Below are 22,902 nucleotides of genomic sequence, written 5' to 3' on the forward strand. Positions count from 1 at the left end.
TCCATCGGAAACGAAAGGTAGTCATCGCGTGGTCGCGACGATGAGCAGCTGGGTCGCCAGCATCCCGAGCCCTGGACCCGAGTGGCAGCAGATCCCGATCGACATCTTCGGGCTGCACTGGCGCATTCAGACCTACGCGATCATGATCCTGATCGGCATCGTGATCGCGGCCATGTGGACCTCCCGCCGCCTCACCAAGCGCGGCGCGGAGCCGGGCGTCATCCTCGACATCCTGCTCTGGGCCGTCGTGCTCGGCATCATCGGAGCCCGCCTCTACCACGTCGTCACGCACCCCAGCGACTACTTCGCCGCGGGGCACAACACCTGGAACCCGTTCCAGCCGGGCAGCGTCTGGGCGATCTGGGAGGGCGGCAACGCCATCTTCGGCGCGCTCATCGGCGGCGCGATCGGCATCTGGATCGCGTGCCGCATCAGCGGCCTGCGGTTCTGGAGCGTCGCCGACGCCCTGGCGCCTGCGCTGCTGCTGGCCCAGGCGATCGGCCGCCTCGGCAACTACTTCAACCAGGAGCTGTTCGGCCTGCCGACCAACCTGCCCTGGGGCCTGCAGATCGACTCGGGCAACAAGGCCATCCCGGTCGGCCTGCCCGACAACACGCTGTTCCAGCCGCTGTTCCTCTACGAGATCATCTGGAACGTCATCGGCGTCATCGTCATCCTGTTCCTGGAGCGCAAGTTCCGGCTGCAGTGGGGCAAGACGCTCGCCGTCTACCTCATCTGGTACGGCGTCGGCCGCTCCTACCTGGAGTCGATCCGCATCGACCCGAGCGAGTTCACGTTCCTCGGCATCCCGAGCAACGTGTGGGCCGCCTTCGCCGCGGTCGTGCTCGGCGTCGTGATCTTCATCGTCCAGTCGCGGCGCCACCCCGGACTCGAGCCGAGCGTGTACCACACGGGCCGTGAATGGGTTCGCCCTGATGCTGAGGTAGACTCTGACGACACGGACTCGGACGACGAGGACTTCGTCGATGGCGACGGAGAGCCCACCGCGTCCGCCGGAGCCAAGGCCACAAGCCCGTCGCGCGGATGACCTCCGCCGGCTCAGAACAACCCACCCCGTAGAGGCTGATCCCGTAAGCACTACCTGACCGCACCGACCCCCGGGCCGCACACAAGCCCGGCGCAGTTGCGGCGGAACCTCCCAGCATCGGGCCGAAGGCGTCCCCGCACTCCACTCCCCACATCCACGACACTGTGAGGACGGTCGAAATATGGCGGTCACGCCTCCCCACTCCCGGTTCAGCACGGTTCCCGGCAAACAGGGTCTCTACGACCCCGCCGCCGAGAAGGACGCGTGCGGCCTCGCCATGGTCGCCACGCTGCGCGGCACCGCCGGTCACGACATCATCGACGCGGCGCTCGAAGCGCTGCGCCACCTGGAACACCGCGGCGCTGTCGGCTCCGACGCCGGCACCGGCGACGGCGCGGGCATCATCACCCAGATCCCCGACGCGTTCCTGCGCGCGGTCTCCGGGCTGGAGCTGCCCGGAGCCGGCCGCTACGCGGTGGGCAACGCGTTCCTGCCGACCGAGGCCGGCGCCCGCGAGAGCGTGAAGGCGGCCGTCGAGGCCATCGCCGTGGAGCACGACCTGACGGTGCTGGGCTGGCGTCCGGTGCCGGTGCGCCCGGAGGAGCTCGGCACGCTGGCGCGCGACGCGATGCCCGTCATCGAGCAGCTGTTCGTCGCGAGCACCCGCACGGACGAGCGCGGCGAGCCGGTCGCCGGCATAGCGCTGGACCGGCTGACGTTCTTCCTGCGCAAGCGCGCCGAGCGCGAGCTCGACCTGTACTTCTCGTCGCTGTCCAGCCGCACGATGGTCTACAAGGGCATGGTCACGACGCTCCAGCTGGAGCCCTTCTACCCCGACCTCTCCGACCAGCGCTTCGCGTCCAAGCTCGCCCTGGTGCACTCGCGGTACTCCACCAACACGTTCCCGTCGTGGCCGCTCGCGCAGCCGTTCCGGATGATCGCGCACAACGGCGAGATCAACACGGTTTCCGGCAACCGCAACTGGATGCGCGCCCGGCAGTCGCAGCTGGAGAGCGAACTCCTCGGCGACCTGTCGCCCGTGCTGCCGATCGTGACGCCCGGCGCCTCCGACTCGGCGTCGTTCGACGAGGTCGTGGAGCTCATCTCGCTCACCGGGCGGTCGCTGCCGCACGCCGTGATGATGATGGTGCCGGAGGCCTGGGAGAACCAGACCGAGATCGACCCGGTCCGCCGGGACTTCTACGAGTACCACTCGATGCTCATGGAGCCGTGGGACGGCCCGGCCGCGATCGTGTTCACGGACGGCTCGCTCGTCGGCGCGACGCTCGACCGCAACGGGCTCCGTCCCGGCCGCTACGTCGTCACCAACGACGGCCTGGTGGTGCTGGCCTCCGAGATCGGCGTGCTCGACATCGAGCCGAGCCGCGTCGTGCGCAAGGGCCGCCTGCGCCCCGGCCGGATGTTCCTGGTGGACACCGTCGCCGGCCGCCTGATCGAGGACGACGAGATCAAGTCGGAGCTCGCCTCCGGGGCCCCGTACGGCGAGTGGCTGTCCGAGGGCCGGATCAACCTGAAGGACCTGCCGGAGCGCGAGCACATCGTGCACACCCCGGCCTCCGTCACGCGCCGCCAGCGCACCTTCGGCTACACCGAGGAGGAGGTGCGCGTCCTGCTCCGGCCGATGGCGACGACGGGCGCGGAGCCGCTCGGCGCGATGGGCTCGGACACCCCGGTCGCCGTGCTCTCCGAGCGCCCGCGGCTGCTGTTCGACTACTTCACGCAGCAGTTCGCGCAGGTCACCAACCCGCCGCTCGACTCCATCCGCGAGGAGGTCGTGACCTCCCTCGCGCTCGGCCTCGGCCCGGAGCGCAACCTGCTCAGCGCCGGCCCGGAGCACGCGCGCCAGGTCGTCCTCGACTTCCCGGTGATCGACAACGACGAGCTGGCCAAGATCCAGCACATCGACCCGCGGCCGGGCAGCCGGCTGACGACGACCCTGCGCGGCCTGTACCGGTCCGACGCCGGGCCCGACGCCATGCAGGCGCGCCTCGCCGAGATGTGCGACGAGGTGGACGAGGCCATCGAGGCCGGCGCCCAGTTCATCGTGCTGAGCGACCGCGACTCCACCAAGGACCTCGCGCCCATCCCGTCGCTGCTCATGCTCGCGGCCGTGCACCATCACCTGATCCGCGCGGAGAACCGCATGAAGTGCGGTCTGATCGTGGAGGCGGGCGACGTCCGCGAGGTGCACCACGTCGCGCTCCTGATCGGCTACGGCGCCTCGGCGATCAACCCGTACCTGGCGATGGAGACCTGCGAGGAGCTCGTCCGCAGCGGGATGATCACCAACGTCACGCCGGAGAAGGCCGTCAAGAACGTGATCAAGGCGCTCGGCAAGGGCGTGCTGAAGATCATGTCCAAGATGGGCATCTCCACCGTGTCGTCGTACGCGGGCGCCCAGGCGTTCGAGGCCGTCGGCCTCAGCCAGGAGTTCGTCGACCAGTACTTCACGGGCACCACGAGCAAGCTCGGCGGCGTCGGCATCGACGTCATCGCGGCAGAGAACCTGGCGCGGCACACGGCGGCCTACCCGCCGGAGGGCGCGATCCTCGCGCACGAGCGGCTGGAGACCGGCGGCGAGTACCAGTGGCGCCGCGACGGCTCGCCGCACCTGTTCAACCCGGAGACGGTGTTCCGTCTGCAGCACTCGACGCGCACGCGCCGGTACGACGTCTTCCGCGAGTACACCAAGCTCGTGGACGACCAGGCCGAGTCGCTGATGACGCTGCGCGGGATGTTCGCGCTGCGCACCGGCGAGCGCCCTGCGGTCCCGATCGACGAGGTCGAGCCGGTCGAGTCCATCGTCAAGCGCTTCTCCACCGGGGCGATGAGCTACGGCTCCATCTCCAAGGAGGCGCACGAGACCCTCGCCATCGCGATGAACCGCCTCGGCGCGAAGTCGAACACCGGCGAGGGCGGCGAGGACCTCGACCGCCTGCTCGACCCGGAGCGGCGCAGCGCGATCAAGCAGGTCGCCTCCGGCCGGTTCGGCGTCACGTCGATGTACCTGACCCACGCGGACGACATCCAGATCAAGCTCGCGCAGGGCGCCAAGCCCGGCGAGGGCGGCCAGCTGCCGCCGACCAAGGTCTACCCGTGGGTCGCGCGCACCCGGCACGCCACTGCGGGCGTCGGGCTCATCTCGCCGCCGCCGCACCACGACATCTACTCGATCGAGGACCTCAAGCAGCTCATCTTCGACCTGAAGCGCGCGAACCCGCAGGCGCGGGTGCACGTGAAGCTGGTGAGCGAGTCCGGCATCGGAGCGGTCGCGGCCGGGACGGCGAAGGCACTGGCCGACGTCATCCTGGTCTCCGGCCACGACGGCGGCACGGGCGCGTCCCCGGTCAACTCGCTCAAGCACGCGGGCACGCCGTGGGAGCTGGGCCTCGCCGAGACGCAGCAGACGCTCATGCTCAACGGCATGCGCGAGCGCGTCGTCGTGCAGGTGGACGGCCAGCTCAAGACCGGCCGCGACGTCATCGTCGGCGCGCTCCTGGGGGCCGAGGAGTTCGGCTTCGCGACGGCCCCGCTGGTGGTCTCCGGCTGCGTCATGATGCGCGTCTGCCATCTGGACACCTGCCCGGTCGGCGTCGCCACCCAGAACCCGGAGCTGCGCTCGCGGTTCTCGGGCAAGCCGGAGTTCGTCGTCAACTTCTTCGAGTTCATCGCCCAGGAGGTGCGCGAGTACCTCGCCGAGCTCGGCTTCCGCAGCCTGGACGAGGCGATCGGCCACGCCGAGCTGCTCGACGCCGATCGCGCGATCGAGCACTGGAAGGCGGCCGGCCTCGACCTCACGCCGATCCTGCGCGGGCCGGAGTTCCCGGAGTCCGCGCCGCGCAAGAACGGCCGCGCCCAGGACCACGAGCTGGACGAGCACTTCGACAACCAGCTCATCCAGGCCGCGCACGACGTGCTGTCCTCCGCTCACCCCGGCTCGGAGGGCGCGTCGCTCTCGCTGTCGCTGCCGATCCGCAACACCGAGCGCGCCGTCGGCACCATGCTCGGCCACGAGGTCACGGCCCGCCACGGCGAGAACGGCCTCCCGACCGGCACGATCGACATCACGCTGACGGGCTCCGCCGGCCAGTCGCTGGGCGCGTTCCTCCCCGCGGGCATCACGCTGCGGCTGGAGGGCGACTCCAACGACTACGTCGGCAAGGGCCTGTCCGGCGGGCAGATCGTCGTGCGGCCGCCGCAGGGCAGCGTCTTCCCGGCCGAGCGCAACGTCATCGCGGGCAACGTGATCGGCTACGGCGCGACGCAGGGCAGCATGTTCATCCGCGGCATCGTGGGCGAGCGCTTCCTGGTCCGCAACTCGGGCGCGACGGCGGTCGTGGAGGGCGTGGGCGACCACGCGCTGGAGTACATGACGGGCGGCCTCGCGGTCATCCTGGGCGGCACGGGCCGCAACCTGGGCGCGGGCATGTCCGGCGGCACGGCCTACGTGTACGACCTGAAGCGCGAGCGCGTCAACCGCGAGGCGCTGGCGACCGGCGAGCTGGAGCTGCTGCCGCTCGGCAGCGCCGACATCGAGATCGTTCGCGACCTGCTGGAGAAGCACCGCGCCGAGACCGGCTCGGCTCTGGCCGAGCGGATGCTCGCCGACTTCGACGCCACGGTGGCGAAGTTCGTCAAGGTGCTGCCGCGCGACTACGCGGCCGTGCTGCAGATGCGTCAGGAGGCCGTCGACGAGGGACTCGACCCCGACGGCGATGTTGTGTGGAATCGGATTCTGGAGGTGACCGGTGGCTGACCCCAAAGGCTTTTTGAAGACAACGGAGCGGGAACTGCCGAAGCGCCGTCCCGTCTCCGTCCGCCTCATGGACTGGAAAGAGGTCTACGAGGCCGGCGACCCGGCCCAGCTCCGCCGCCAGGCCGGGCGCTGCATGGACTGCGGCATCCCGTTCTGCCACCAGGGCTGCCCGCTCGGCAACCTCATCCCGGAGTGGAACGACCTGATGTGGCGCGGGGAGGGTCGCCAGGCCATCGAGCGCCTGCACGCGACCAACAACTTCCCGGAGTTCACCGGCCGGCTCTGCCCGGCCCCGTGCGAGTCGTCGTGCGTGCTCGGCATCAACCAGCCCGCCGTCACCATCAAGCAGGTCGAGGTGTCGATCATCGACCAGGCCTGGCAGAACGGCTGGGTGCAGCCGCACCCGCCGGAGCGCCTCACCGGCAAGACCGTCGCGGTCGTCGGCTCCGGCCCCGCCGGGCTCGCCGCGGCCCAGCAGCTCACCCGCGCCGGTCACACCGTCGCCGTGTACGAGCGCGACGACCGCATCGGCGGCCTGCTGCGCTACGGCATCCCGGACTTCAAGATGGAGAAGAAGCACCTGGAGGCGCGACTGAACCAGATGATGGCCGAGGGCACCCGCTTCCGCGCCGGCGTCAACATCGGCGTCGACATCGCCTGGGACGACCTCCGCGCGCGCTACGACGCGGTCGTGGTCGCCACCGGCGCGATGGTGCCGCGCGACCTCCCGATCCCGGGCCGCGACCTCGCGGGCGTGCACTACGCGATGGAGTACCTCGTCCAGCAGAACAAGGCGGGCGCGGGCGACCAGGTCGCCGGCCAGATCACCGCGGACGGCAAGCACGTCATCGTGCTCGGCGGCGGCGACACCGGCGCCGACTGCATCGGCACCGCGCACCGTCAGGGCGCTGCGAGCGTGACCAACCTCGCGATCGGCAAGCAGCCGCCGTCGGAGCGCCCGGCGCACCAGCCGTGGCCGATGACGCCGACGCTGTTCGAGGTGCAGAGCGCGCACGAGGAGGGCGGCGCACGCGAGTACCTCGCGTCCACCGTCGAGTTCCTCGCGAACGAGTTCGGCGAGGTCAGGGCCCTCCGCGTCGCGGAGACCGAGTACCTCGACGGCCGCCGTGTGCCGAAGGCGGGCACGGAGCGCGAGATCCCCGCGGACCTCGTCCTGCTCGCGCTCGGATTCACCGGTCCGGAGCAGGAGGACCTGGGCGCCCAGCTCGGCCTCCCGTTCGACGACCGGGGTAACGTGGCCCGCGACGGCGACTACCAGACCAGCGAGGCCGGCGTGTTCGTCGCCGGCGACGCGGGCCGCGGGCAGTCGCTGATCGTCTGGGCCATCGCAGAGGGCCGGGCAGCGGCAGCCGCCGTCGACCGGTATCTTGAAGGGGAGACGGAATTGCCGTCGCCGGTCCGCCCCACGGATCGCGGCATCCTCGTCTGATCCCCTCCACCACGAGACGCGCCGTCAGGGGTGCGAGAATCACGGAGCATTGAGAAACCCATGAGAAGGGCGAAAATCGTCGCGACCCTCGGTCCGGCGACCTCCAGCTACGACAACATCCGCGCGATCATCGACGCGGGCGTTGACGTCGCTCGGATGAATCTGAGCCACGGCAGCTACGACGTGCACGAAGGGGTCTACGCCAACGTGCGCAAGGCCGCCGACGACGCGGGGAAGCCGGTCGCGGTCCTGGTCGACCTCCAGGGTCCCAAGATCCGTCTCGGCAAGTTCGAGGCGGGTCCCTACGATCTCGCCGAGGGCGACATCTTCAAGATCACCACCGACGACATCATCGGCACCAAGGAGATCTCCTCCACGACGTTCAAGGGCCTGCCCAACGACGTCAAGCCGGGCGACTTCCTGCTGATCGACGACGGCAAGGTGCGCGTGCGCGTCGTCGAGGTCGAGGGCAACGTCGTGACCACCGAGGTCATCGTCGCCGGCCCGGTCTCCAACAACAAGGGCATCAACCTCCCGGGCGTCGCGGTCAACGTGCCCGCGCTGTCCGAGAAGGACGAGGCGGACCTGCGCTGGGGCCTCAAGCTCGGCGCGGACATCATCGCGCTCTCGTTCGTGCGCAACGCCGCCGACATCGAGCGCGTGCACGAGATCATGGCGGAGGAGGGCCGCAAGGTCCCGGTCGTCGCCAAGATCGAGAAGCCGCAGGCCGTCGAGGCGCTGGAGGAGATCATCGAGGCGTTCGACGCCATCATGGTCGCCCGCGGCGACCTCGGTGTGGAGCTGCCGCTGGAGGCCGTCCCGATCGTGCAGAAGCGCGCGGTCGAGCTGGCCCGCCGCGCGGCCAAGCCGGTCATCGTCGCCACCCAGATGCTCGAGTCGATGATCTCCAGCCCGGTCCCGACCCGCGCGGAGACCTCCGACGTCGCCAACGCCGTCCTCGACGGCGCCGACGCGGTGATGCTCTCGGGCGAGACGAGCGTCGGCGAGTACCCGGCGATCACCGTCGCCACCATGGCCCGCATCGTCACCTCGACCGAGGAGCACGGCCTCGACCGCATCCTCCCGCTCGGCACCCGCCCGCGGACCCAGTCGGGCGCGATCACGCTGGCCGCCGTCGAGGTCGCCGACTTCGTGGAGGCCAAGTACCTCTGCGTGTTCACCGAGTCGGGCGAGTCGGCCCGCCGGATGGCCCGCCTGCGGAACAAGATCCCGATCCTGGCGTTCACGCCCGAGGAGTCGGTGCGCCGCCGGATGTCGCTGTTCTGGGGCGTCGAGTCGTTCGTCGTGGACCGCGTCACCCACACCGACCAGATGGTCGCCCAGGTGGACGAGGCCCTGAAGTCGGGCGGCCTCGCCGGGAACGGCGACAAGGTCATCATCATCTCCGGCTCCCCTCCCGGGATCCCCGGAACCACCAACGACATCCGCGTCCACAAGGTAGGCGACGTCCTCTAGGGCGGATGAGGAAGGCCCCGCTTCGGCGGGGCCTTCTGCGTGTCGTCACGCGTGTCATACCAGGGGATGATTTCCGCTTCTCCCATGGAATCCGGAGGGTCGGCGGAGGGGTCGCGAGCGTATCCTCGGCACTATGAAGCACCGCCTGATCCGCTGGCTCCCGGCCATCGTCGTCCCCGCCGCCATCGCCGCGGGCGCGATCGCGATCCCGCTCGCCGCGGGTGCGGCGGACCTGCCCGTGAAGTCGCCGGAGGACGTCCTCCGGCTGGTCGCGTCGAGCGACACGAAGGCGTTCTCCGGCACGGTCGAGCAGACGTCCGACCTCGGGCTGCCGAGCATCCCGAAGATGGGCGGCGGGTCCTCCAGCACGGACAGCTCCATCGCCAGCACGCTCTCGCTGCTGATGGGCGACCACACCGCCAAGGTCTACGTCGACGGCCCGACCAAGGCGCGCGTGCAGCTCCTCGACCAGCTCGCCGAGCGCGACGTGATCCGGAACGGCTCGGACGTCTGGCTCTACCAGTCGAGCGACCAGTCGGTCACCCACGCGACCATCCCGGCGCACGAGAAGAGCGGCTCGACGCCGGCTCCGACGGCCACGCCCGGCGCCATGGCCACGACGCCACAGGCGCTGGCCGAGAAGTTCCTCGCCGCGGTCGACCCGTCCACGAAGGTCACCCTCGGCGCGAACACGAAGGTCGCGAACCGCGACGCCTACGACCTGGTGCTGACGCCGCGCACCGACGCCACCCTGGTGGGTTCGGTGTCCATCGCGGTGGACGGCCAGACCGGCCTCCCGCTTCAGGTCCAGGTGACCGCGCGCGGCGCGTCCTCGCCGGCGTTCCAGGCCGGGTTCAGCGACTTCACGCCGGGCGCTCCCGACGCGAGCGTCTTCTCGTTCACGCCGCCGAAGGGCGCGACGGTCACCGAGCAGACGCCGAAGACGGGCGAGCACGCGACGGGGACGAACCGGCCGAAGCCGACGGTCACGGGCACCGGTTGGGCCACGATCGTCAGCCTCCCCGCCGGCACGGTGCCTGCGCAGGCGCTGGCGGATCCGCTGGTCGCCCAGCTCACGCAATCCGTCGGGGGAGGCCGCGCGTTGTCGACCTCGCTGGTGTCGGTCCTGGTGACGTCGGACGGCCGGCTGCTCGCGGGCGCCGTCCCGGTCTCCGCGCTCCAGGCCGCCGCTCAGTGAGCGACGACCGGTGAGCGACGCCGCCGCCATCGCGACGACCGGGCTGACCAAGCGCTTCCGCGGGCGCGCGGTGGTGGACGGGCTCAGCCTGTCGGTGCCGCAGGGCTCGGTCTTCGGCTTCCTCGGGCCGAACGGCTCGGGCAAGACCACGACCATCCGGATGCTGCTGGGGCTGATCTCGCCGTCCGCCGGGTCCATCGACCTCCTCGGGGAGGCGATGCCCGACCGCGGCGCGACCGTGCTGCCGCGCGTCGGCGCGCTGGTGGAGGGTCCGTCGTTCGCCCCCTACCTGTCCGGGACCGCCAACCTCGTCCGGCGCGACACCGCCGACCGGTACGCGCCGGGCGCGACCCGGTCGGCGCGCGTTGCCGCCGCGCTCGACCGCGTCGGGCTCACGCACGCCGCGGGCAAGCATGTCCGCGCTTACTCGCTCGGCATGAAGCAGCGCCTCGGCATCGCGGGCGCCCTGCTCACCGACCGCGACCTCCTGGTGCTGGACGAGCCGACCAACGGCCTGGACCCGCAGGGCACGAGGGAGGTGCGCAACCTCGTCCGCTCGCTCGCCGACGAGGGCACGACGGTGTTCGTCTCCAGCCACCTGCTGGCGGAGATCGAGCAGATCTGCACGCACGCGGCGATCATGCGCACCGGCCGGCTGGTCGCGCAGGGCTCGCTGGACGAGCTGCGCAGCGCCTCCGGTCCGCGGGTGAGCGTGACGACGCCGGATCGCGCCGCGGCCGCCGAGGTGCTCACCCGCTTCGGGCTCGCGCCGGAGACCGGCGGCGACGGCGTGGAGGCGGCGCTCACCGAGGGCTCGCCGGCCGTCGAGGAGCTCGCCGCGAGCCTGGTCGGAGCGGGCGTTCGGCTCCGCGGCTTCGTCGTCCGGTCATCCAGCCTGGAGGAGCGCTTCGTGGAGCTGACCGGGGAGGGCTTCGATGTCGAGCAGTGAGGCGGTCCCGGTCGGGGAGGTCGCGACCACGCCGGCCGCACCGGCGGTGGCGTCGCTCGGCGCGCGCCGCGCCCGGCCGTCCGCGGGCTGGGCTCTGCTGGGCTCCGAGCTGTCGGTGATGTTCCGGCGCTGGCGCACCTGGGCGATGCTCGGCGCGCTGGCGGCCGTCCCCATCCTCATCGCGGTGGCCGTGCGGTTGCGGGGAGGCGGCAGGGGACCGGCCTTCCTCGAACAGATCACCAGCAACGGCCTCTTCGTCGCGTTCACGGCGCTCGTGGTGTGTGTCCCGCTGTTCCTGCCGCTCACCATCGGCGTCGTCGCTGGCGACACGATCGCGGGGGAGGCGAGCCACGGCACGCTGCGCTACCTCGTGATCGCCCCGGCCGGCCGCCTGCGGCTGCTCGCGGTGAAGTTCGCCGGCTGCGCCGTGTTCTGCGTCGCCGCGGCGCTGATCGTCGCGCTGGCGGGGGCGCTGATCGGCGCGCTGCTGTTCCCGATCGGGCCGGTGACACTGCTCTCGGGAACGGTCGTGAGTGTCGGCGACGCGGCAGTGCGGATGCTGCTGATCGGGCTCTACATCGTGGTGTCGCTCCTCGGGATGTGCGCGATCGGGCTGTTCCTGTCCACGCTGACCGACGTCCCGGTCGGCGCGATGGCCGCGACCGCGGTGCTGGCGGTGGTGTCGCAGGTGCTGGACCAGCTCCCGCAGCTCGACGCCATCCACCCGTGGCTGTTCAGCCACTACTGGCTCGGCTTCGCCGACTTCCTGCGCGCGCCCCTGGTGTGGGACTCGTTCGTGTCCAACCTGTGGCTGCAGGCCGGCTACGTCGCGGTCTTCGGCGCCCTCGCGGTCGGCCGGTTCCTGACCAAGGACGTCCTCTCCTGACGATCTACCTGACAGGACACGCCGCCTGACGTGCCCGCGAGACGGCGTGTCCTGTCAGATAGATGGCGTCAGGGGATCGTCTCGGCGGTCGACTCCAGGTCGGAGCGCGGGTGGTCGCGCTGGGTCGCGATCGTGATGCCGGCCGCCAGACACACGATGACGATGCCGATGAGCTGCACGAACGCGAAGTGCTCGCCCAGCACGATGACCCCGAAGATCGTCGCGATCACCGGGCCGAACGCGGTGATGACCGCGTAGAGCCGCGGGGTGATCCGCCGGAGGATGAACGTGTCCAGGCTGTAGGGCACGGCCGACGACAGGATGCCGGCGGTGAGCAGCAGGCCGGCGACGCGCCAGTCGATGCGGCTGTAGTCGACCACGATCAGCGCGAGCGGCACGGTGAGCACCGTCGCGACCACGCTGGCCACGCTGAGGCCCTCCAGCCCGGGCAGCCGGGTGGCGACGCGCCTGGTCAGCAGGATGTACGCCGCCCAGGAGGCCGCGGCCGTCAGCGCGAGCACGACGCCGATCGGGTCGACGGCACCCTCCGTCGCCGTCAGCAGCAGCACGCCGCCCGCCGCCGCCACGGCGCAGCCGGCGTCGAGCAACCGGCGGGAGCCCGCCAGCGCGAGTGCGAACGGGCCGAGGAACTCGATCGTCGCCGCGATCCCGAGCCCGAGCCGGCCGACCGCCTCGTAGAAGCTGAGGTTCATCGCGGCCAGCACCACGCCGAGCGCGAGCGCCGGCCAGAGCCGGGTCCAGGTCAGCTCGGCGCGCTTCGGCCGGTAGAAGGGGAGGACGCAGACCGCCGTGACGAGCTGACGCACGGCGACCACCACGAGCGAGCCGACGATCGGGATGAGCAGCCCCGCGACCGAGGACCCGAAGTTGATGCTGACCTCGGTGGCGACCTGGGTGCCTGCCCCGACGACGACCCGGTTGCGCTGCGAACTCACCCGACCGAGCTTAGTTCCCCGGGCGGGCGGCTGCGGGCGGTCAGGAGGTCAGCGTCCTCCGCATGATCGCGCGGGTCGCGCTCGGCCGGCGGACCTCCTCGAAGCCGCCGTCGCGGAACAGCGACACCGTGCCGTGGTAGCGCTCAGCGGCGGTGAGGGAGGGCCGCACCTCCGGATCGACCGGGTAGCCCTCCACGACGGTAGCGCCGCGCTCGCGGGCGTGTTCGAGCGCGCCGGCCAGCAGCGCGCGGGCGACGCCGCGCTTGCGGTATTCGAGCCGGACGACGAAGCAGGTGACCGCCCAGACATCCTCCGGGTCGCCCTCCTGGCGCCGCGTGATCGGCGACCGGCCGAGCGCCGGGTACGCGGAGAACGGCTCGACCGCCGCCCAGCCGACCGGCTCGCCGTCGATGCGGGCGATGACGCCCGGGGAGCCGGCCTCCACCTGAGCGTGCAGCAGGTCCCGGGTCTCCTCGCGCGTCGCGGCGTCCCAGTCGGCCCGGCTCAGCTTGAACCACTGGCACCAGCAGCCCGCCGGGTCGCCCTTGGTGCCGAACACCGTCTCCAGCTCGTTCCAGGTCGACGCGTCGACCGATTCCGTGACCACTTCGTCCGTCATGCTCACGAACCTAGCGCGAGCGGAGGACACCGGCGAGGACCCCCGGCCGCTCCACGTGCCCGAAGTGACCGGTCGCGGGGAGCGTGAACGCGGAGAACCGCGGGATGATCCCCGCGAGGCGCGCGTCGTCCTCCGCGGGCGAGAACAGGTCGTGGTCGCCGTGCACGGCCAGGACGGGGCACGCGATCGTCGACCAGCGCTCCCCGGCCGGATAGCGGCGCAGGCACTCCACGGCGCGCACGAACGCGGCGGGCCGGAGATCCCTGGCGAGTTCGTGCACGGCACCCGGCTGGCGTCCGGCGAACAGCGGCGCGAGCAGCAGCCCGAGCAGCCGGCGCCGGTCGAGCCAGCGGACGAACGGGGCGGCCGTCGCTCCGGCCGCCGCGAGCAGCCGCATCCCGGCGAGCATGAGGGCGAGCGACGGCGCCGCGCCCACGAGTCCGGCGCGCCCCAGCCGGTCGCCCCGTCCGCCCAGCGTCGTCGCGGAGACCAGCAGCACCGACACGGTCGCCTTCGGCTCCAGGACCGCCAGCTCGAGCGCGATGAAGCCGCCCATCGAGTGACCCACCACGCGCCAGCGGCGATAGCCGAGCGCCCGGGCGACCGCCGCGACCGCCCGGGCGAGCGACTCCGAGTTCAGCTCGGCCGTCACGGCGGGCGAGTCGCCCCAGCCCGGGAGGTCGGGCACCACCAGGTCGTCGGCCGCCTCCGCGCCGCCCGCCGCCTCGATCGCGGGCAGCCAGGTGGTCCACGATCCGGCCGCTCCGTGCAGCAGGATGGTGGCCGTCCCCGAGACGACCCGCGTGTGGCGCACGGTCACGGGTCCGAGGGCGGTGTCGATGAGGGAGGTTTCCACACCTGTTCTTCGGAGCGGACCGCTCGTAGGATTCCCGCGTGAGCGACTCCTCGAACGTGTCAGCATCCGCCCTCTCCGACTTCGACCTCGATCAGCTCGACGCCTGGTGGCGCGCGGCCAACTACCTCTCGGTCGGCCAGATCTACCTCCTCGACAACCCGCTCCTGCGCCGTCCGCTCTCGCGCGACGACATCAAGCCGCGCCTGCTCGGGCACTGGGGGACCACCCCGGGCCTCAACTTCCTCTACGCGCACCTGAACCGGGCGATCCGGCAGCGCGACCTCGACACGATCTTCGTCGCCGGCCCCGGTCACGGCGGCCCGGGCGTCGTGGCGTCCGCGTACCTGGACGGCACCTACAGCGAGGTCTACAGCGGCATCGACTGGAGCGAGGACGGGCTGCGGAAGCTGTTCCGGCAGTTCTCGTTCCCCGGCGGAATCCCGTCGCACGCGGCGCCGGAGACGCCGGGCAGCATCCACGAGGGCGGCGAGCTCGGCTACGCGCTCTCGCACGCCTACGGGGCCGCGTTCGACAATCCGAAGCTGCTGGTCGCGGCCGTGGTCGGCGACGGGGAGGCCGAGACCGGGCCGCTCGCGACCGCCTGGCACTCGAACAAGTTCCTCAACCCGAAGGCCGACGGAGTCGTCCTCCCGATCCTGCACCTCAACGGCTACAAGATCGCCAACCCGACGGTTCTGGCGCGCATCCCGGAGGCCGAGTTGCTGGAGCTGATGCGCGGCTACGGCTACACGCCGTACCTCGTCTCCGGCGGGTTCGACGGCGAGGACCCGCGTGAGGTGCACAAGCGGATGGCGGCGACGCTGGACGAGATCCTCGACCGCATCGCCGAGATCAAGGCGGCGGCGGAGTCCGGCGACCTGGTCGACCGTCCCGCCTGGCCGATGCTCATCCTCCGCACGCCCAAGGGCTGGACCTGCCCGACGGAGATCGACGGCCACCCGGCGGAGAACAACTGGCGCTCGCACCAGGTCCCGCTCGCCGACGCCCGCGACACCGAGGCGCACACCCGGCTGCTGGAGGACTGGCTGCTGTCGTACCGCCCGGAGGAGCTGTTCGACGCCTCCGGTGCGCCCGTCCCGCTGATCGCCTCGCACGCGCCGGAGAGCGGGCGCCGGATGAGCGCCAACCCGGTCGCGAACGGCGGCCTGCTCCGCCAGGATCTGCGGCTGCCCGACTTCCGCGACTACGCCGTGGACGTTCCGGCGCCGGGGGAGACCGTCGCGGAGGCCACGAAGGTGCTCGGCGGCTGGCTTCGGGATGTGATGGCCGAGAACCCGGACGACTTCCGGCTGTTCGGGCCCGACGAGACGGCCTCCAACCGCCTCCAGGACGTCTACGAGGTCACCGGCAAGCAGTGGAACGCCGAGTACTGGCCGATCGACTCCGACAACCACCTCGCGCCGAGCGGCCGCGTGATGGAGGTGCTGAGCGAGCACCAGTGCCAGGGCTGGCTCGAAGGCTACCTGCTGACCGGACGCCACGGCGTGCTGACCTCCTACGAGGCGTTCATCCACATCGTCGACTCGATGTTCAACCAGCACGCCAAGTGGCTGAAGGGCTCGCGCGCCATCCCGTGGCGGCGGCCGATCGCGTCGCTCAACTACCTGCTCAGCTCGCACGTCTGGCGGCAGGACCACAACGGCGCGTCGCACCAGGATCCCGGCTTCATCGACCACGTCGTCAACAAGAAGGCCGACATCGTCCGGGTGTACCTGCCGTTCGACGCCAACACGCTGCTGTCGACGTACGACCACTGCCTCCGCTCGGTCGACTACGTGAACGTGGTGGTGGCGGGAAAGCAGCCGTCGCCGAACTGGCTGAGCATGCCGGACGCGATCGCGCACTGCACGCGCGGCATCGGCGTCTTCGACTGGGCCGGGACCGAGCGGGAGGGCGAGGAGCCGGACGTGGTGCTGGGCTGCGCGGGCGACATCCCGACGCTGGAGGTGCTGGCCGCGGCCGACATCCTGCGCCGCCGGCTGCCCGACCTGGCGGTGCGTGTCGTGAACGTCGTGGACCTGATGCGGCTGCAGAGCGAGGGCGAGCACCCGCACGGGCTGAGCGACCGCGAGTACGACGCGCTGTTCACGACGGACAAGCCCGTGATCTTCGCCTACCACGGCTACCCGTGGCTGATCCACCGCCTCACCTACCGCCGGGCCGGGCACGACAACCTCCACGTCCGCGGCTACAAGGAGGAGGGCACGACCACCACGCCGTTCGACATGGTGATGCTCAACGACCTCGACCGCTACCACCTGGTGATCGACGTCCTCGACCGGGTGCCGGGGCTGGCGGCGCGGGAGGCGGCGTTCCGGCAGGAGATGGTGGATGCGCGCCTGCACGCGCGGCAGTACACGCGCGACCACGGGGAGGACATCCCGGCCGTCGCGGAGTGGCGCTGGGGCGGCAGCGCACGCACGTCCCGCATCGACACCACGGGCGGCGACAACGACTGACATCCCGTCGAAGGGCACGTAAACGCCCCTAAAACGCGGTTTTAGGGGCGTTTACGTGCCCCTCGGCGCGGGCTAGAGCGGGTGGGCGGAGGTGGGGTCCACCACGGTGAGCTCCGCGATCTTCGCGACGCGGCCGTCCCCGGACGAGCGTCCGGTGAGGCGGCGGCCGATCCACGGCAGCACGTAGCGCCGGTAGTAGTCGGCGGTGCGCCGGGACGGCTCGCCGGGAGCCGCGGTCTCCACCGCGTCCACGCCCCACTCGGCCGGCACCGGCACATCGAGCGCGGTCAGCACGTTGCTCGCGACCTTCGCGTGGCCGAGCGCGTTGAGGTGCAGACGGTCCGCCGACCAGTAGCGGATGTCCTCCAGCGACTCGTCGGCCCAGTTGTCCACGAAGAGCACCCCGTCGCGCGGCAGTAGCGCCCGCACCGCGACCGCCAGCTCGTCGCCGCGCTTGCGCAGCAGCCCGCCCATCGGGAGGTGCCGGCTCGGGTTGGCGCCGCTGAGCAGCAGCATCGTGCTGCCGGAGGCCGCCACCCGGTCGGCGGCGTCGATGAGCTGCTTCGCCACCGACGCGATCGTGACCCGGGGGCGCATGATGTCGTTGCCGCCGCCGTTGAGGCTCACGAGCTCGGGGCGCTGGGCGATGGCCGGATCGAGCTGCTCGGTGAGGATCGGGGTGAGCTTGCGGCCGCGGATGGCCAGGTTCGCGTAGCGCACCGGCTCCGGCGACGCGAGCGCCAGCCCGAGGGCGACGAAGTCCGCCCAGCCGCGCTGCCGGCCGTCCGGGAGGTCGTCGCCGACCCCCTCCGTGAAGCTGTCGCCGATCGCGATGAAACTGGAGTAGCCCATCCCGCTACGCTACCGCCCGCGCGTAGCATGACCCGCATGCAGAAGGTCAGGACGTTCCTCTGGTTCGACGGCGCGGCCGAGGAGGCGACGGAGTTCTACGCCTCGCTGATCCCGGACTCCCGTGTCCTCCGGGTCGACCGGCTCGGCGAGGACGGCAGCACGGTCCTCGTCACGTTCGAGCTTGGCGGGATCGAGTACCTCGCGCTCGACGGCGGCCCGCTGTACTCCTTCACCGAGGCGGCCTCCATCATGGTCGTCTGCGAGGACCAGGCGGAGGTCGACCGGCTCTGGGACGGCCTGACGGCGGACGGCGGCGAGCCGGGTCCGTGCGGCTGGCTGAAGGACCGCTGGGGCCTGAGCTGGCAGATCGTGCCGCGCGCGCTGCTGGAGCTGCAGCAGGACCCCGACCGCGAGCGCGCGGGACGCGCGAACGCGGCGATGCTCACCATGGGCAAGATCGACATCGCCGCGCTGTACGCGGCGGCCGACGCGGCCTGAGCGGGCCTCAGCCCCGCGCGATCAGCGCCTGCCAGGCGAGCAGGTGCTCGACGGTGACGCCCTTGTAGCCCTGGAGGCCGCCGAGCGCCGAGCGCACCAGCGCCGTCTGCGACTCCAGCACGCTCGCCGAGTCGTCCCCGAACGTCGCAGCCGGGCCTCCGGCCACGTCCGGGGAGTCCGTCTCGACGCCGACGCTGAACGGCACCCGTGCACTCGCCGCCGCCGTCGCCGCCGGCCGGGCCAGCGCGACGATCCCGTCGTCGCCGGCGGCGTGGTCGGAGAACGCGACGATGGCGACCGACTTCACGTGGGGGAGCAGCGTCCGGAACAGCGTGCTGCTGCCGTCCGCCGTGGGCTTGGCCTCCAGCCACCAGGGCAGGTCTGCACCCACCGGGACGGACCCGGCGGCGCTTCTGGCGGTGTCGTACATGGTCGCGAGCTGGTCCACGATGCCGGGCAGTTGGTCGTCGGTGGCGTTCACCCACGGCTCGACGTCGAACTGCACCGCGTCGAACGGCGCCGCCTTCAGCGCCGCGGTGGTCCAGGTTGCGGCGAGGTCGGGCTGCTGCGCCCACGCCGGGTCGCCGCCGAGCGCGCCGACCGTGGTCACGCCGGCGCGGTGCAGCGCGGTGACCGCCGAGCGCAGCCACGCGCCGAACGGGCCCTGGTCGGCCGCCCACGGCACGGAGAGGTAGACGGTGCGCAGCTTGTGTGCGGAGGCGAACGCGGCCAGCGCCTTCGGCTCGAACGCCGGCTCCCCGTCGCCACGCGCATCCACGGATGGGTCGATCGGGTTGCCCCACGCCCACATGCCCGTGATGGCGGACGGCGTGGACGCGTCGGTCAGCGTCACGGCCTTCGCCGGAGCGGAGGCGAGCCCGGCCGCCCCGATCCCGACCGCGCCGAGGGCGAGCGCCAGCCCGGCCGCGATGAATCCTGCACCCGATCGTCGAGTTCGCAAAGCACACCCCTTCCATGGGACCGGACGATTCCGTCACGGCCTGTGCTGCGGAATTCGGGTGTACCGCACAGCGATCCTCTCATGTGCCCGAAAATCGCACAGGGCCGCATTCGGGGTACACGGGTCTCAGTCGCGCCACCCCAGCTCGCGCCCGACACCGACCACGGCCTCCAGCAGCCGCGCGTTGAAGTCCACCCCGAGCTGGTTCGGCACGGTCACGAGCACGGTGTCGGCCATCCGCACCGCCTCGTCCTGCGCCAGCTCGGCGACCAGCTTCTCCGGCTCGCCGATGTAGGAGCGGCCGAAGCGCGCGATCCCGCCGTCCAGGTGGCCGACCTGGTCGCGGCCCTCCACCTGCGCCCGCGCGCCGAAGTAGCGGCGGGACTCGTCGTCGACGATCGGGATGACGCTGCGGCTGACGCTCACACGCGGCTCGCGCTCCCAGCCCATCTCGGCCCAGGTGTCGCGGTAGCGCTGGATCTGCTCGGCCTGGAGCTTGTCGAACGCCTCGCCGGTGTCCTCCGTGAGCAGGGTGGAGGACATCAGGTTCATGCCCTGCTCGGCCGTCCACTCGGCGGTCGCCCGGGTTCCGGCGCCCCACCAGATCCGGTCCGGGAGGGTCGGCGAGAGCGGCTGGACGGACAGGCCGCCGCTCTGGCCCGTCATCCGCGGGTCGGCGTTCGCCATCCCCTCGCCCGCGATGGCGGCGCGGAAGATCGCGGTGTGCCGCCGGGCCATGTCGGCGTCGGACTCGCCCTCGCCCGGCACGTAGCCGAACGACTCGTAGCCGGCGAGCGCGGTCTCCGGTGATCCGCGGCTGACGCCGAGCTGGAGGCGCTCCCCGCTGATCAGGTCGGCGGCCGCGGCGGACTCCGCCATGTACAGCGGGTTCTCGTACCGCATGTCGATGACGCCGGTGCCGATCTCGATGCGCGAGGTGCGCGCGCCGATCGCGGCGAGCAGCGGGAACGGGGAGGCGAGCTGCGGGGCGAAGTGGTGCACCCGGACGAACGCGCCGTCGGCCCCCACCTCCTCCGCGGCGACCGCGAGCTCCACCGTCTGCAGGAGGGCGTCGGCCGCCGTCCGCACGACGGAGCCGGGGACGGCCTGGTAGTGGCCGAAGCTGAGGAAGCCGATGCGTTTCACAGTGAGGGCAAGCCGTCCGGCCGGCGCGGTATTCCGGACCGGCTCAGTCCTCCAGCCCCTGCTGCCCGAGCCAGACCAGGATCTCCGTGGCCACGTCGCGCCAGCCGTGGTCGATCACGAGCGAGTGGCCGCGGTCGCGGAAGGTGATCAGCTCGGTCACGGCGTTGGAGTCGCGGTACTGCTTGAGGGTCGCGTCCACGGTCACCTCCGGGACCGTGTTGTCCTCGCCGCCCGCGATGAGGAGCAGCGGCCCGCGGTCCTCGTTCTTGGTGTCGACCGCGGCCTGCGAGTGGACGCTGAAGTTGGCCGCCGCCGCCTGGAAGATCGGGCGGACGGTCGAGGGGACGGTCCAGCGGTCGAACAGCTCCTTCGACTCCTCGTCGGTGAGCTGGTTCCCGAAGCCGAACTTGAACTGCTCCTCGGTGAGGGCGACCGGCTTGTGGATGTTGGCCGGGTTGTCCAGCACGGGGAACGACGCCTTCAACTGACGGAACGGCAGCGGCAGCACACCCTTGATCTGGGCCGGGTCGATCCCGACGCCCGCGTTGCCGTAGCCCTGCCCGATCAGCTTCTCGGTGACCAGGCCCCCGAAGGAGTGGCCGATGATGACCGGAGGGACGTCCATCGCCTCGATGATCTTGGCGAAGTGGGCCGTGACCTCGTCGATGCCGAAGTTGGCGACGTCGTCGGGGTTCGCGCGGGTGGCCTCCACAGTGTCCTTCTCGCCGGGCCACAGGGGAGCGACGGGGGCGTAGCCCTCCGCCGTGAAGAGGTCGATCCAGGGCTGCCAGCTGCTCGCGTGGAGCCAGAGGCCGTGGATGAAGAGCACGGGTTGATTCGCCATGGCGCACAGGTTATTGCGCAGCGGAGCCCGCCACCAGTCCCTGCCTGCGGGCGCGACGGCGGGTAACCTGACCGGCATGGCGGACTGGTTGTGCGCGGCGTGCGCTGTGGAGACGACACCGATCGTGACGGACGCGGGGGAGCAGCCACCGGCCTCCTGCCCGATCTGCGAGGACGAGCGGCAGTACGTCCCGCCGAGCGGCCAGCGCTGGACCACCCTGCAGCGCCTCCAGCGCGAGGGCGAGCGCGTGACCGTGACGGAGCTGGAGCCCGGGCTCTACGGGCTGAGCAGCGAGCCGCGGGTCGGCATCGGGCAGCGCGGCCTGCTGCTGTGCACGCCGGACGGCAACCTGCTCTGGGACCCCACCGGATACGTCGACGACGCCACCGCCACGGCCGTCCAGGACCTCGGCGGCGCCGCCGTGATCGCCACCAGCCACCCGCACATGTTCGGTGCGCAGACCTCCTGGTCGCGGCTGCTCGGCGGCGTGCCGGTGCTGGTCAACGCGGCGGACCGGCACTGGGTGCAGCGGGAGGACCCGGCCATCCGGGAGTGGAGCGGCGAGGAGGAGGTGCTGCCCGGTGTGCTGCTGCGCACGGTCGGCGGGCACTTCCCCGGCAGTGCGATCGTGCACTGGGACCGCGGGGTCGTGCTCAGCGGCGACACGGTCTTCCCCGGGCCGTCGCAGAAGTGGGTGACCTTCCAGCGGAGCTTCCCCAACGACATCCCACTGTCGGCCGCGGTGGTGCGGCGCGTCGCCGACCTGGTCTGCGACCGGCCGTTCGACCGGATGTACGGCAACCTGGGCAACGTCATCCCGGAGGACGCGCGGGAGGCCGTGCGGCGGTCGGCGGAGCGGTACATCGGCTGGGTCAGCGGCGCGTTCGACCACCTGACCTGAGCGGCGTCAAGCCAGGCCGGGTCAGCTCAGGTACGGCGCGAGCTCGAACTCCATCGCGGGCTTCGGCTTGGCGCCCACGATGGTCTTGACGACCTCCCCGCCCTGGAACACCTTCATCATCGGCAGCGAGAGCGCGTGGTACTCGGCGGACGAGCGCGGGTTCTCGTCGGCGTTGATGCGCACGATCCGGAGGTCGTCGCGGTGCTCGTCGGCGATCCGCTCCAGGATCGGCGTGACCGCCCGGCAGGGGCCGCACCAGGGCGCCCAGAACTCGACGAGGGTGGTGCCCTCCGCCTCCAGGACATCGGAGGCGAAGGAGGCGTCGGTGACGCTGTCAAGAGTGCTCATGCCGGGAGGCTAAGCCGTGCCCCCGGGGTCAAGGTCAAGCACCTGTGCGAGCATGGGACGCAGGAGGTGGACATGGACACCCTGACCCCGCAGGAACTCCGCGACTCGTTCGTGAACTGCTCGCGCGCCGACGCCGCCGACCTGCCGCTGCCGCCCGGGATGCACGAGGTGGACTGGGCCCGCCGCGAGTACCTCGGCTGGCGCGATCCCCGGCTCCCGCAGCGCGGCTACATCGTCGTCCCGACCGGGAGCGGACCGGTCGGCATCGTGCTGCGCGCGTCCGAGGCCTCGATGCGCTCGCACGCGCCCACCATGTGCGGCTGGTGCCAGGACGTTCACGTCCGGCGCGACGTCTACTTCTGGTCGGCACGCAGGGCGGGGGATGCCGGGAGGCGGGGCGACACCGTGGGCGCGCTGGTCTGCGCCTCGTTCGAGTGCACCGAGAACGTGCGGCGCACGCCGCCTCCGCAGTTCGTCGGCTTCGACGCCGCGCGCGTGATCGAGGACCAGATTGCCGGGCTCGGCGAGCGGGTGCGGCGGTTCGCGCAGGCCGTGGTGGGAGTACGGCCCTGAGCGCTCGAAGCTGATTCACGCTCGAAGCTGATTCATAGCGACCCGATATCCCGTTCCCACCCCGAATAAGGTTCCGGAAAGAAA

19 protein-coding genes are annotated in these 22,902 nt (G+C 71.4%); 11 read left to right on the top strand and 8 right to left on the bottom strand.

Translation table 11 applies throughout. The annotated features are described in order from the left end of the window. The first annotated feature begins 40 nt into the window (after positions 1 to 40). The 7 genes from lgt (at position 41) to ABCS02_RS07110 (ending at position 11,784) form a co-directional block, all read left to right on the top strand. Positions 41 to 1,048 carry a prolipoprotein diacylglyceryl transferase gene (lgt, locus tag ABCS02_RS07080; RefSeq protein ID WP_345834878.1) on the top strand — a complete coding sequence of 336 codons (1,008 nt, stop codon included), beginning with the start codon at positions 41 to 43 and terminating at the stop codon, positions 1,046 to 1,048. A 181-nt stretch (positions 1,049 to 1,229) separates the two neighbouring features. Next, complete coding sequence (gene gltB / locus ABCS02_RS07085) at positions 1,230 to 5,825, top strand: glutamate synthase large subunit (RefSeq protein ID WP_345834879.1); 4,596 nt, start codon at positions 1,230 to 1,232, stop codon at positions 5,823 to 5,825. Then, positions 5,818 to 7,275, top strand: coding sequence for a glutamate synthase subunit beta (locus ABCS02_RS07090; protein WP_345834880.1), 1,458 nt, complete (start codon positions 5,818 to 5,820; stop codon positions 7,273 to 7,275). The genes gltB and ABCS02_RS07090 overlap by 8 nt, the downstream gene beginning before the upstream one ends. Before the next feature lie 60 nt (positions 7,276 to 7,335). After that, a complete protein-coding gene (gene pyk, locus ABCS02_RS07095; RefSeq protein WP_345834881.1) occupies positions 7,336 to 8,751 on the top strand; it encodes a pyruvate kinase in 1,416 nt (471 codons plus the stop codon). 133 nt (positions 8,752 to 8,884) lie between these two features. Continuing rightward, positions 8,885 to 9,949 carry a DUF2092 domain-containing protein gene (locus tag ABCS02_RS07100; RefSeq protein WP_345834882.1) on the top strand — a complete coding sequence of 355 codons (1,065 nt, stop codon included), beginning with the start codon at positions 8,885 to 8,887 and terminating at the stop codon, positions 9,947 to 9,949. Positions 9,950 to 9,959: 10 nt separating this feature from the next. After that, entirely contained in the window at positions 9,960 to 10,898 is a 939-nt protein-coding gene (locus ABCS02_RS07105) for an ABC transporter ATP-binding protein (RefSeq protein ID WP_345834883.1), read from the top strand. Then, positions 10,885 to 11,784 carry an ABC transporter permease gene (locus ABCS02_RS07110; RefSeq protein WP_345834884.1) on the top strand — a complete coding sequence of 300 codons (900 nt, stop codon included), beginning with the start codon at positions 10,885 to 10,887 and terminating at the stop codon, positions 11,782 to 11,784. The genes ABCS02_RS07105 and ABCS02_RS07110 overlap by 14 nt, the downstream gene beginning before the upstream one ends. A 68-nt stretch (positions 11,785 to 11,852) precedes the next feature. Here ABCS02_RS07110 and ABCS02_RS07115 read toward each other — a convergent pair whose 3' ends face one another. From ABCS02_RS07115 to ABCS02_RS07125, 3 genes are read right to left on the bottom strand one after another with little or no spacing between them, the layout of a single operon-like run. Then, entirely contained in the window at positions 11,853 to 12,740 is an 888-nt protein-coding gene (locus ABCS02_RS07115) for an EamA family transporter (RefSeq protein ID WP_345834885.1), read from the bottom strand. A 40-nt stretch (positions 12,741 to 12,780) separates the two neighbouring features. Then, positions 12,781 to 13,359: a GNAT family N-acetyltransferase gene (locus ABCS02_RS07120; protein ID WP_345834886.1), complete on the bottom strand. Its 579-nt coding sequence runs from the start codon at positions 13,357 to 13,359 to the stop codon at positions 12,781 to 12,783. Positions 13,360 to 13,369: 10 nt separating this feature from the next. Further along, on the bottom strand, positions 13,370 to 14,215 hold the full coding sequence (locus ABCS02_RS07125; protein ID WP_345834887.1) for an alpha/beta hydrolase: 846 nt from the start codon (positions 14,213 to 14,215) through the stop codon (positions 13,370 to 13,372). Positions 14,216 to 14,253: 38 nt separating this feature from the next. Here ABCS02_RS07125 and ABCS02_RS07130 point away from each other — a divergent pair, with 38 nt between their 5' ends. Beyond that, positions 14,254 to 16,695 (top strand): phosphoketolase family protein, encoded by a 2,442-nt coding sequence (locus tag ABCS02_RS07130; protein ID WP_345834888.1) that lies wholly within the window; start codon positions 14,254 to 14,256, stop codon positions 16,693 to 16,695. 72 nt (positions 16,696 to 16,767) lie between these two features. Here the strand turns inward: ABCS02_RS07130 and ABCS02_RS07135 are convergent, their stop codons facing one another. After that, positions 16,768 to 17,547: an SGNH/GDSL hydrolase family protein gene (locus ABCS02_RS07135; protein WP_345834889.1), complete on the bottom strand. Its 780-nt coding sequence runs from the start codon at positions 17,545 to 17,547 to the stop codon at positions 16,768 to 16,770. 36 nt (positions 17,548 to 17,583) lie between these two features. Here ABCS02_RS07135 and ABCS02_RS07140 point away from each other — a divergent pair, with 36 nt between their 5' ends. After that, positions 17,584 to 18,045 (top strand): VOC family protein, encoded by a 462-nt coding sequence (locus tag ABCS02_RS07140; RefSeq protein ID WP_345834890.1) that lies wholly within the window; start codon positions 17,584 to 17,586, stop codon positions 18,043 to 18,045. A 7-nt stretch (positions 18,046 to 18,052) separates the two neighbouring features. On the opposite strand, the gene ABCS02_RS07145 is transcribed toward ABCS02_RS07140, so the two are convergent. From ABCS02_RS07145 to ABCS02_RS07155, 3 genes are all read right to left on the bottom strand, one after another. After that, a complete protein-coding gene (locus ABCS02_RS07145; protein ID WP_345834891.1) occupies positions 18,053 to 19,006 on the bottom strand; it encodes a hypothetical protein in 954 nt (317 codons plus the stop codon). 126 nt (positions 19,007 to 19,132) lie between these two features. Further along, positions 19,133 to 20,152 (bottom strand): LLM class flavin-dependent oxidoreductase, encoded by a 1,020-nt coding sequence (locus tag ABCS02_RS07150; protein WP_345834892.1) that lies wholly within the window; start codon positions 20,150 to 20,152, stop codon positions 19,133 to 19,135. 43 nt (positions 20,153 to 20,195) lie between these two features. Next, the gene (locus ABCS02_RS07155) at positions 20,196 to 20,996 is read right to left on the bottom strand and encodes an alpha/beta hydrolase (protein ID WP_345834893.1); all 801 of its coding nucleotides are present in this window, start codon (positions 20,994 to 20,996) and stop codon (positions 20,196 to 20,198) included. Between the two features lie 76 nt (positions 20,997 to 21,072). Here ABCS02_RS07155 and ABCS02_RS07160 point away from each other — a divergent pair, with 76 nt between their 5' ends. Next, positions 21,073 to 21,897 (top strand): hydrolase, encoded by an 825-nt coding sequence (locus ABCS02_RS07160; RefSeq protein ID WP_345834894.1) that lies wholly within the window; start codon positions 21,073 to 21,075, stop codon positions 21,895 to 21,897. Between the two features lie 21 nt (positions 21,898 to 21,918). Here the strand turns inward: ABCS02_RS07160 and ABCS02_RS07165 are convergent, their stop codons facing one another. Beyond that, complete coding sequence (locus tag ABCS02_RS07165; RefSeq protein WP_345834895.1) at positions 21,919 to 22,245, bottom strand: thioredoxin domain-containing protein; 327 nt, start codon at positions 22,243 to 22,245, stop codon at positions 21,919 to 21,921. A 72-nt stretch (positions 22,246 to 22,317) separates the two neighbouring features. Here ABCS02_RS07165 and ABCS02_RS07170 point away from each other — a divergent pair, with 72 nt between their 5' ends. Further along, positions 22,318 to 22,818, top strand: coding sequence for an FBP domain-containing protein (locus ABCS02_RS07170; RefSeq protein ID WP_345834896.1), 501 nt, complete (start codon positions 22,318 to 22,320; stop codon positions 22,816 to 22,818). Positions 22,819 to 22,902: the final 84 nt, after the last annotated feature.

The organism is Microbacterium sp. X-17, assembly GCF_039615055.1.

Coding starts and splice junctions, on each gene's coding strand:
- lgt (WP_345834878.1), top strand. CDS start 41: ATGAGCAGCTGGGTCGCCAGCATCCCGAGCCCTGGACCCGAGTGGCAG.
- gltB (WP_345834879.1), top strand. CDS start 1,230: ATGGCGGTCACGCCTCCCCACTCCCGGTTCAGCACGGTTCCCGGCAAA.
- pyk (WP_345834881.1), top strand. CDS start 7,336: ATGAGAAGGGCGAAAATCGTCGCGACCCTCGGTCCGGCGACCTCCAGC.
- ABCS02_RS07100 (WP_345834882.1), top strand. CDS start 8,885: ATGAAGCACCGCCTGATCCGCTGGCTCCCGGCCATCGTCGTCCCCGCC.
- ABCS02_RS07110 (WP_345834884.1), top strand. CDS start 10,885: ATGTCGAGCAGTGAGGCGGTCCCGGTCGGGGAGGTCGCGACCACGCCG.
- ABCS02_RS07120 (WP_345834886.1), bottom strand. CDS start 13,359: ATGACGGACGAAGTGGTCACGGAATCGGTCGACGCGTCGACCTGGAAC.
- ABCS02_RS07135 (WP_345834889.1), bottom strand. CDS start 17,547: ATGGGCTACTCCAGTTTCATCGCGATCGGCGACAGCTTCACGGAGGGG.
- ABCS02_RS07140 (WP_345834890.1), top strand. CDS start 17,584: ATGCAGAAGGTCAGGACGTTCCTCTGGTTCGACGGCGCGGCCGAGGAG.
- ABCS02_RS07155 (WP_345834893.1), bottom strand. CDS start 20,996: ATGGCGAATCAACCCGTGCTCTTCATCCACGGCCTCTGGCTCCACGCG.
- ABCS02_RS07160 (WP_345834894.1), top strand. CDS start 21,073: ATGGCGGACTGGTTGTGCGCGGCGTGCGCTGTGGAGACGACACCGATC.
- ABCS02_RS07165 (WP_345834895.1), bottom strand. CDS start 22,245: ATGAGCACTCTTGACAGCGTCACCGACGCCTCCTTCGCCTCCGATGTC.
- ABCS02_RS07170 (WP_345834896.1), top strand. CDS start 22,318: ATGGACACCCTGACCCCGCAGGAACTCCGCGACTCGTTCGTGAACTGC.